A 10,005-nucleotide genomic window follows, 5' to 3' on the forward strand; every position below is an offset into this window, starting at 1 on the left:
GCCACCGAGCACCAGGAGCCGACACCGTGCCCACAGCAGCAACCACTGTCTGGGAGGACTTCGAGGTCCCCGCCCATGCCCGCGGCGGCCAGGTCACCCTCAACCTCCATGACCACCTAGCGGCCTACGCCCCCAAACGCCCCGGCGCCTACCTGCGTACCTCCTCTGACCGGTTCGGCCTCGAAGCCGGTGTCGACCGCCAGCTCGAAGATGCCGAAGACACCCGCTCCCGCCTGCGCTGGGGCTCCTTCGCCAAGGTCTACCGTGAAAACGACACCTCGGCTTTCAAGAAGCGCAAGGTCAGCAAGCCCGACGGCTCCATCGACTGGATCGTCCTGCGCCCCGAGTTCCGCCAGCTCCTGGCCGACCTCGCCAACGGTGTCATCGACGGCGTGATCTTCTACGACCTCGACCGGCTCGTCCGCCAGCCCCGGGATCTCGAAGACCTCATCGACATCGTCGAATACGTCAAGCGCCCGGTCACCGGCGCCACCGGCGGTCGCATGAACCTCATCAACGACAGCGACCGTCACATGGCCCGCATGATGTGCGTGATGGCGCTCAAGTCCTCCGAGGACACCGCCCGCCGCGTCGCCCGCCAGCACCTCTCCGCCGCCCAGAACGGGCTCGCCCAAGGCCGCATCGCCTACGGCTGGGTCCGTAAAGGCGAGCGCAAAGGGCAGCTCGTCCCGGATGAGGCCGACGTGGTCGTACGGATCTTCCAGGACTTCATGTCGGGGGAATCGGCCTACAGCATCGCCAGGAGCTTCAACGCCGAAGGGATCCAGCCTCCTGCCGCCCGCACATGGTCGTCCACGATGGTCGCCAAGATGCTCCGCAATCCGCGCTACGCGGGCATGGTCTCCTACGCGGGGAAACATCGGGTCCAAGCCGCTACTGCCGGGGACGGCTGGTCACTGGTCCTCTTCGATGACGAGGGACGCCCCCTGCTCGGCTCGTGGGAACCCATCGTTACCCCCAAGCTCTGGTCCCAGGTCCAGTTCGAGTGGCAACGCCGCCGCCAGAAGGCAGGCATCAAGCCCGGCGAGTCAGGCACCGCACCGGTCAGCAGGTACCTGCTCTCCGGAATTCTGCGGTGCAGCAAATGCCATCGAGGTCTGGTAGGGCACCGCTACCGGCGCAGCTCAGGAAAGGTAGTCCACAACTACGTCTGTCCCTCCTCCGAGCGAGGCGGCTGTGGGGGGATCGCTATCTCGGCGCCCGCCGCTGACACAGCGGTCGAGGAAGCCATGAATGCCTTCCTGCGTAGGCAGCTTCAGGCATCGCAGACCGGCTTGGACCAATCCGCCGGAACTATCGCGGCCTTGCAAGCGCGGTTGGATCAGGAACTGGCCCGGAAGAGCGAACTCATCCACCGGTGGTCCGAGGGATCCTTGCATGAGGCCGATTTGACAGAGGAAGACTATTTCACCATGCTGGCGGCCCTCAATCGCAAGGTTTCCAGCCTCAGGGAATCGATCGCCACCCTGGAGGGCACTCCTCCGCCGAGGGCCACCCCTGAGGAGCTCCTCACCAACTGGACATCGGGGTCGCTGCTCCAGAGGCGCGCAATCCTCAAGCGCTACCTGCACTCCATCACAGTGCAACCGCCCCTTCCATCATCGGAGTTCGACCGCTCCGAGCTCGTGAAGGCGCGTCTCGCTCCACACTGGAAGACCACCGCAGAAATAACCGCGTAGATGATGGGCTTCCCCAGTCGAATGTTCAGCTGGGGAAGTCGTCATCTCACCGCCCCATGTACTCCAAGAGCTTCCATATTCGCACAGCTTCAGCATCCGCCAGGACCGGACTCTCTTCGAGAAACCTCTCCACCCAATCACTCTCGAACTCACTGTCCCCTCGGCTCTTCAACACCGCTCCCACATCCACGCCCGTCACACGATGCAATGCCTGATCACGCGTCACACAATTCTCCTACCTGAATATTTGGAATGACCGCACACAAACGCTCGCTAGGGGCCATCCATAGACCCCTGGAGGTCGCCCGTCGGGGTACAGAGGAGCAAGGTAGGAAATAATTCCGGCCGCACCAAATGACGCCCACGCCCTCCCCACCGTTAATCCGTAAAGCCAAGTTTGAGCCGGGTTTCGGGCGCGTCAGGTAGATCTCGTGACACTCCAAGTCGACCAGCACCTCACCTCCGTAGAGGTGTGGGTCACTCGACCACGCGTCCTGGGCCCTTCCCTGCACTCCGCATCACCGTTGCACCGGACGGCGAGGTGGCGGCCCTCATCGGCTTCGACACGTGCCGGAATAAATCCCTCCCGGCCTTGATTGTTCGTTCGCAGCGATCAAGGCGGAGTCGGGGGAGGCCCATGACCAACTTGAAGGCCTTCAGGGTAAGCGACGGGCAGGCCACAGAGATCCCGGGATCGTCGGTGGCGCTGGAGCGTCATCTGCAGGCGCTGATCGAGGCCAATATGGAGGCGATGCTCGGCATCCGTTTCCTGGCGAGCGAGTACGCAACGGGTCGGCATCGGGGTCGGATCGACTCTCTGGGTCTGGATGAGAACGGGACGCCGGTCATCGTGGAGTACAAGCGCTCCCGTGACCAGAACGTCACGAATCAGGCGCTGTCGTATCTGTCATGGCTCTATGACCACCACCATGAGTTCGAGAGCCTGGTCAAGGAGAAGCTGGGTGCCGAGGTGTCCGAGGCGATCGACTGGAGCAATCCCCGTCTCGTCTGCGTCGCTGGGGACTTTACGCACCATGACACGGTGGCCATCGAGATGATCGGCCGTCGCATCGACTTGGTGGGCTACCGGGTCTTCGACGATGTGCTGACCCTGCAGCTGGTCGCCTCCGTTGCCGGCTCTGCCTCTCGGGCTCGGGGAAAGTCAGCCACCACGTCCCGAGTCGCCAGTGCGGCTTCGCCGAAGCCGGTTCAGCAGTACCTGGACGGTTCACCACAGGTCCTTCAGGACCTGTACGCGGACCTCGACGAGGTGCTCCTGTCGCACGAGGACGTGCAGAAGGAGACCCAGCTGCACTACATCGCGTACCGGAGGATCAAGAATGTCGCCACGGTGCGCGTCCAGCCGCGGAACCGCATGCTCGTGGTCAACCTGAAGCTGGATCCGGATGCCGTGGAGCTGGAGGAGGGTTTCTCCCGGGACGTCCGCGGGGTGGGGTGCTTGGGAATTAAGGACGGCGTCGAGGTGCGGATCAGATCGCGCGAGGATCTCGCACGAGCCGGTGACCTCATCCGGCAGAGCGTCGAAGCAGGCTGATCTCGAACGTCAAGGTCGGTTGCGTCATCGGGTTTTCGATGACGCAACCGACCTTGTTCTGCATTCTGGCCCGGTCTGCCGGGGTGCGCCGTTCTCATTCCTCGGGCCCGGCGAGTGCGAAGTCGTCCTGGGTCAGGACGTTGCGCAGGCGCTGTTCGGCGATGCCGGCGTAGTGGTCGGAGAGTTCGACGCCGACGAAATTGCGGCCCTCCTTCAGCGCGGCGATGCCGGTGGATCCGGAGCCGGTGAAGGGGTCGAGGACGGTGCCGCCGGGCGGGCAGACCTGGACGAGCTGCTGCATGACCTCGATGGGTTTCTGGGTGATGTGGACGCGGTCCTTGCGGGGCTGGGAGGCGATGAAGTGGCCGGGCAGGTAGAGGCCCCGGGTGTTGTCGAGGGAGCCCTTGACGCCCCAGAGGATGAACTCGGAGTCCTGCTTCGGTCCGCCCTTGCGGGGCCGTGAGGCCGGCTTGATCCACGGCATTGTCCCGTGCCAGGTCCAGCCGGCCATCTGCAGGGCATCGGACGTGGTGGGGTCCTGCCTCCAGTCGGAGAAGACCATGACGACGGCGTGTTCGCGGCTGGCGCGGTATGCCTCGGTGAGCAGTTCGGTCAGCAAGGCGCGGTAGGAGCGTTGGTCGCGGTTTTCGCCGGGGAAGTTGGCGAGGTCGTGGCGGGCGTCGCCGCTGGTGTACTTCGCTCGGGCGGTGCGGGCGGTGCGTTCGGAGCTGGTGCGTCCACCGGAGTTGTAGGGCGGGTCGGTGATGACGGCATCGACGCTCTCGTCCGGCAGGGACTTCAGGACGGTAAACGCGTCGCCTCGGTGCAGGGTGTACGACGGCATTCGGCGGATCCCTCTTTCTGGAAGACGACCACATGCACGCCCCCATGGAACGGGATATGCGTGCAAGAACCACTCGGGAAAACCGCCTGGCGGCTTCCTGGGGCGAGCAGATGGCTGGAGGTTAGCGCCTTCCCTCGGCCGCGCCCAATGACCGTGATATTTGCTGTTCCTTTCATGATCGCGGCTCGTTTGGTGCGGCCGGATTTTGTCTCTACAGTCTCGGCGTGTTCGCAGGACGGGCTCTGGTCCAAGCCCTGTTGAGCTGTGCAGATGCAGTGTTGCTCACCCAATTGGCGGTCCGTTCGGCACCCGTGAAGATCCTCATGGATGCAAGGGAGAGGAATTCACCGTGTGGTGCCTGAGATTACGAGCGCGGCTGGCTGCCGCATTGCGATAAACGGTTCGGCGCTTCGGAGTTAGCAGCTCCGAAGCGCGGCCCTCCCTTCGGGGACGTTCGATGTTTAACCCGCGTGGTGCCGGTGGCCTTTCGACGAGAACGCCGGCACCACGCTGCCTACGAGTAAGGAGCTGCTGATGCAGCATGCCCAGGCACGCCCCTGGCCCGAGCCGGATATCTGGATACGCCGAGCGTCCGGTGGACGGCTGTGAAGAAGGTCGCCGTGATAGCCGGGGGCGTCGTCCTCGCCCCGATGCTGCTGATCGCGCCCATCGCCATCGCCCTGGCCGGCGCCAGCAACGCCCAGGCCGCCTGCGGCGAAGCGGGTGGTGCCGGTGCGGTGGACGCCAAGGCCGTGGCCAAGCAGGTGGAGTCGATCCTCAAGGGCGGCGGCAAGGGTTCAGTGTCCGTTGCGGGGCTGGACAACCCCAAGGAGCAGATACCGAACGCCAAGACGATCCTGGCCACCGGCGTCGCGATGAAGGTGCCCCCTCGCGGGCAGATCGTCGCGCTGGCGACTGCGTTGCAGGAGTCGGGGCTGCGAAACTTGGCCTACGGCGACCGGGATTCCATCGGCCTGTTCCAGCAGCGCCCCAGCCAGGGCTGGGGCACCGCGCAGCAGGTCCGGGATCCGGTGCATGCCTCGACGAAGTTCTACGAGGCGCTGCTGAAGGTCTCGGGCTGGCAGTCGATGACCATCGCCCAGGCCGCGCAGGCAGTCCAGGCGAGCGGGTTCCCTGACGCCTACGCCAAATGGGAACCGCTGGCCACGGCGCTCCAGAAGGCTATCGCCAAGAACCTCCCCGCCAAGGGCGGTTCCGGCAAGGACGCCGGCAAGGACGCCGAGCCGGAGGTCCCGTCTGGTGGATGTGGGACGGGAGGCGATGGGAGCGGGTTCGGCCCGATCCCGGCAGGGTCCGTTCCCAAGGGCTACAAAATCCCGGCTGACGCGCCCAAGTCGGTTCGTATGGCGATCCGTTGGGGGCTCGGTCAGCTTGGCACTGCGTATCAGTGGGGTGGCAGTTGTACCGATCCGCGCGGTCAGGATCCGATGGGCCGGTGTGATTGCTCGTCGTTGATGCAGGCGTCGTACAAGGCCGGTGGGGTCTCGATCTCCCGGACCACGTACACGCAGGTCAAGGAGGGTAAGGCGGTCAGCGTCGATGCCCTCAAGCCTGGCGATCTGCTCTTCACCCGCGGCACAGCAGCGGTGCCGGAACACGTCGGGATGTTCATCGGCCAGGGGCTGATCCTGCAGGCCCCCAAGACCGGCGACGTGGTCAAGATCTCGACCCTCGCCTCCTGGCGGCCGGACATCCTCGCCGCCCGCCGAGTCGTCTGACCGGCCCCTCTCCCCCCTTCTCCCTCTTCTCTCTTCCTCCCGCTCCGGGCCTTCGCATGCCCAAATTCGCACTGGAGTTCCCATGAACCTGATGCAGCACGCCCAGTACCTGGCTTACAACCCCGGCGTCACGCCGAAGCAGGGCGGGCTTCCCGGTCTCGATGTCCTGAAGAACGTGATAGGCAGCATCAACCTGTTCGGCATCATCGCCACGGTCGGCGCCCTGGTCATCTCCGCAGTCGTCTGGGCCTGGGGCCACCACAGCGGCGGCCACCAGGCCGAACAGAACGGCAAGAAGGGCACGGCCATCGCCGCCGGATGCGCCCTGCTGCTGGGTGCCGCAAACGGCATCGTCGCATTCTTCTCCGCCATGGGAACGCAGGTCCACTGATGCCGAAGAAACGTCTCCGCAATACCGAGGAGCGCACGTACGGAGAGCCGGCCTCGGTCCTGCGGCGCTCGCTGATCGGCGGCATCATCCTCGCCGTGCTGCTGGCCGTCGCCGGTCTCGTCGCGTATCTCAACCGTACGGACAGCCCGGCCTCGGCCGAGCCCTCCCCACAATCGACATCCGCCCAAGAGCCGTCGCCCTCACCCGAGGCGACAGACGGCAAGCGTGTCGCTGTCGCGGATCCTCCGAAGACGAGCGATCCGATCGTGTTCGCCAAGGCGGCCACGAAGGTCCTGTGGACGTACGACACCCGAACTTTTTCCCAGGCCGAGCACCTGGCCGGGCTGAAGCAGTGGATGACCGGCGAGAAGAAGTACGCCGACTGGAAGTCCATCACCAACCAGGTACCCAGCCCGGTGCTGTGGTCGCGGCTGCACGACAACCACCAGCACACGAGCGCCACGGTAGGCGAGGGCCACTTCCCGCAGGCGTTCAAGACTGCGCTGGCGCAGGATCCGGGTGCGATCACCGAGGCGTACCTCTACGCCGTCACGGTCACTGGCAACCAGACCCTCGCCTGGAAGGGCTCCGGGGCCGGGGCCGAGGCCCGCTCGATGACCCTCGCCGTCCAGTGCCGGCCGCACAAGGACTGTGCGCTGGCAGCCGTCCTGCCCAACGCCGCGCCATGAGCGCCCTGATCCCGGATAAGGAGGTGCCCTGATGGGAGCCTGCGACCTTCCTCTGATGAATACGGTCTGCGACGCCGTCGGCGGCGTCGTCAGCTCCACCGGCCAGGCGGTCACCGACGGCATCGGTGCCTGGATTGCCAAGTCGATGGGCGAGGTGGCACAGTCCGCGGCGGACCTTGCGTCCAAGGCGGTCGACCAGACCACCGCCATCGACCTGAACGCCGAGTGGTTCCGCAACAACTACGAACTTCTCTTGCCGATCGGGTTGATCCTGACGGTGGGCACGTTCTGCCTGCAACTGACCCGTGCTGCCTGGCGCCGGGACGAACGTGCCCTTGCCCAGGCGGCGTTCGGGACCATGGTGGGCGTCTTCTTCGCCTTCGCTGCCATCGCGTGCACCACCGCCGCGATCACCGTGGTCGACGCGCTCAGTGCGGGTCTGTTCAAGGCCGCCAACAGTTCCGTCGATGATGCGGTCCGCCGCATGATCAAGGTCAATGAGCTGGGAGCGATGTATGGCCTGGGCTGGGGTGTCCCCTCGATCATCGCGCTCGGCTGCGCGATCGGGGCGTTCTTGTACTGGGCCGTGATGGTCGCCCGCAAGGTCGGCATTCTCGTCTTGGTCACGCTGGCGGTCTTCGCCGGTGCCGGCGGGGGCTGGGAAGTAGCCAGGCGCTGGCGCCGCGGCTGGACCGAGGCCACGGCCACCCTGGTCGTCAGCAAACTGCTGATGACGATCGTGTTCTTGCTGGGCGTCTCGGCCATGGGCAAGTCCGACTCGCACGGTGGCCTCGCTGCCCTGTCGGATGCGATCGCGGGCATCGTCGTGATGGTCCTGGTGATGCTCTGCCCCTACGCCACCTACAAGTTCATCCACTGGGCCGCTGACGGCGGGGGTCACGATGACCTGCACCGCACGGGTGTGGCCGGTGCGGCGGTGGCGGCCGGTGCGGCCAAGACCGCGGCCCAGCTCGCCATGCAGGCAGGCACGGGGACGCCTGCTCCGCAGGGACCGTCGAAGGTGCCAGGCCAGGGCACGGACGGTGTGGCCTCCGGCATCGACCCGACCGGCGGCACCGGCGGTGGCGGAAAGCCGAAGCAGACCCGTTTCCGCTACGGCGAGGACCCCAACGCCACTGGCGACAAGGGGCGTGCGCTGATCCAGCGGCCTCCCTCGGACGGCGACCGCGGCCAGCCCCTGATCCAGCGCCCCGGCCAGGCGAGCACCTCGGGCGCGGCTGCAGCTTCGGCGCCGGTTTCCTCCGGGCCGGTGGCCCAGGGTGCCTCGGCCGCGGCAGGTACGCGGATGGATGCGCCGGCTCCACGGCCCAGCGGGCCGCCACCGGAAAGCGGGCCTCCGCCGCTGGGCGGCAGCACGCCGCAACGGTGGATCTACCCCAAGCCACCGGGTGAATCGGGCTCGTAGCCCTCATCTGACGGGGGCGGGCGCCTGCCGCGCTCGGCCCGCCCGCCCCCGTCTCCCCTTCCTTCTTTTCTCACCACGTTCCAAGGACGGCTTCGCCATGCACCACCCCGACTTGGTCACATCCGACGGCCCGGCCACCGTGAAGTTCCCCCACCGCTCACGCCGCGGTGTACTGCTCGGCCTCTCGGTCGCCCAGCTCGTCGTCGTCACCCTCACCGGTCTGCTGCTGCTCGCGGTGCTGATGCGATCCGGCGTCACCGGTGCGCTCAAGCTCATGCCGCTGTGGGCGGTCATCGTGGCGGCGGTCTTTGTCCGCCACCGCGGACGGTCCCTGGCCGACTGGGCTCCCATCGCCCTGCGCTACGCACTGCGGCGTTTCAAGGGCCAGCTCATCTGGCTCACGCGCCCCTCCCGCCGACCGCGACGCGAGGGCCTGCTCCACCTGCCCGGCACTGCGGCTTCCCTGCGCGTGGTCACCTCCTCGGACGGCCAGTTCGGTGCGGTGCACGATCCGCACAACTGCACGCTGACCGCTGTGGTAAAGGTATCTTCCCGCGCCTTCGCCCTGCTCGATCCGGCCACGCAGACCAGCAATGTCGCAGGGTGGGGCCGCACCCTGGCCGCGCTGTCGCGTTCCGGGCACATCGCCCGGGTCCAGGTGCTGGAGCGGACCGTGCCCGACTCCGGCGATGCGCTCAACCGCTACTGGAACGAGCACGGCAACGCCGACACCCACCTGGCCGGTCCCATCTACAGCGAACTGCTGGCCGCCGCCGGTCCCGCCGCAGCCCCGCACGAGGCATACGTAGCGCTCGCGCTCGACCTCAAAGCCACCCGGCGCCTGATCAACCAGGCGGGCGGCGGACTCACCGGCGCCTTCGCCGTCCTGTCCCAGCTCACCTCCACCTTCGACCAGGCCGCCCGCAGCTCCGGTCTCATGCCTGGCGGCTGGCTGGGGGCGAGCGAGATCGCCGCCGTGATCCGCACTGCGTACGACCCGAAAGCGTCCGCGGCCCTGGATCAGTGGTCCGAGGCAGGCCGTCCCCAGGCCGACCCAGCTGCCGCTGGCCCGGTCGTTCTGGTAGAGAAGGCCGACCGGATCCAGACCGACTCGGCCCGCCACGCCACGTACTGGATCGAGAACTGGCCCCGCATCGAGACCTCCCCCGGCTTCCTCCACCAGCTGCTGTTCACTTCCGGCGTGCGGCGCACGCTGTCCCTGACCTATGCGCCCAAGGAGCTGGATGCAGCGCTCAAGGACGTGCAGCGCAAGAAGGCCACGGTGATCGCAGATGCGGCCGAGCGGCAGCGCAAGGGCCAGGTCGACTCCGAAGAGGACTCGGTCGAGTACGCCGACATCAAGGCCCGTGAGCGCCAGCTGATCGCCGGCCACGCCGACGTGGCGCTGACCGGCCTGCTCACCGTCAGCGCCGAGAGCGACGACGAACTCAACGCGGCCTGCGCCGCGATCGAGACAGCCGCCGTTGCCGCCCTGCTCGATCTGCGGCTGCTGACCTGGCAGCAGGCCGAAGCCTTCACCAACGCCGCCCTCCCGCTGGCCCGCCCCTAGATGAATGAGTCCTATGTTCATGCTGGCCGCGACCATGGCGAAGGGCGCCCGTTGGCTCGTGTGTGACGACAAACCTGGACGCCCTTCTGGC

General features: G+C 66.6%; 8 protein-coding genes. 7 read left to right on the top strand and 1 reads right to left on the bottom strand.

What is annotated here, in order from left to right:
• Positions 1 to 26 precede the first annotated feature (26 nt).
• Positions 27 to 1,700, top strand: a complete 1,674-nt coding sequence (locus ACGF4C_RS08830) for a recombinase family protein (RefSeq protein ID WP_393564488.1) — start codon at positions 27 to 29, stop codon at positions 1,698 to 1,700.
• Between the two features lie 637 nt (positions 1,701 to 2,337).
• Positions 2,338 to 3,255, top strand: a complete 918-nt coding sequence (locus ACGF4C_RS08835; RefSeq protein ID WP_393564489.1) for a transporter — start codon at positions 2,338 to 2,340, stop codon at positions 3,253 to 3,255.
• A gap of 94 nt (positions 3,256 to 3,349) precedes the next feature.
• Here the strand turns inward: ACGF4C_RS08835 and ACGF4C_RS08840 are convergent, their stop codons facing one another.
• Positions 3,350 to 4,099 carry a DNA-methyltransferase gene (locus ACGF4C_RS08840; RefSeq protein WP_393564491.1) on the bottom strand — a complete coding sequence of 250 codons (750 nt, stop codon included), beginning with the start codon at positions 4,097 to 4,099 and terminating at the stop codon, positions 3,350 to 3,352.
• A 605-nt stretch (positions 4,100 to 4,704) separates the two neighbouring features.
• Here ACGF4C_RS08840 and ACGF4C_RS08845 point away from each other — a divergent pair.
• The 5 genes from ACGF4C_RS08845 to ACGF4C_RS08865 all read left to right on the top strand — a co-directional run bounded on the left by ACGF4C_RS08845 (position 4,705) and on the right by ACGF4C_RS08865 (position 9,914).
• Entirely contained in the window at positions 4,705 to 5,838 is a 1,134-nt protein-coding gene (locus ACGF4C_RS08845; protein WP_393564493.1) for a C40 family peptidase, read from the top strand.
• Between the two features lie 82 nt (positions 5,839 to 5,920).
• Positions 5,921 to 6,229, top strand: a complete 309-nt coding sequence (locus tag ACGF4C_RS08850) for a DUF6112 family protein (RefSeq protein WP_393564495.1) — start codon at positions 5,921 to 5,923, stop codon at positions 6,227 to 6,229.
• Positions 6,229 to 6,918, top strand: coding sequence for a hypothetical protein (locus tag ACGF4C_RS08855; RefSeq protein ID WP_393564497.1), 690 nt, complete (start codon positions 6,229 to 6,231; stop codon positions 6,916 to 6,918). Before ACGF4C_RS08850 ends, ACGF4C_RS08855 begins: the two co-directional genes overlap by 1 nt.
• Positions 6,919 to 6,949: 31 nt before the next feature.
• Entirely contained in the window at positions 6,950 to 8,344 is a 1,395-nt protein-coding gene (locus tag ACGF4C_RS08860) for an ATP-binding protein (protein ID WP_393564499.1), read from the top strand.
• A gap of 97 nt (positions 8,345 to 8,441) precedes the next feature.
• Positions 8,442 to 9,914, top strand: coding sequence for an SCO6880 family protein (locus ACGF4C_RS08865; RefSeq protein WP_393564500.1), 1,473 nt, complete (start codon positions 8,442 to 8,444; stop codon positions 9,912 to 9,914).
• The last annotated feature ends 91 nt before the right edge of the window (positions 9,915 to 10,005 follow it).

This window comes from Streptomyces sp. NPDC048197 (assembly GCF_043202395.1).
Lineage (GTDB): Bacteria > Actinomycetota > Actinomycetes > Streptomycetales > Streptomycetaceae > Streptomyces > Streptomyces siderophoricus.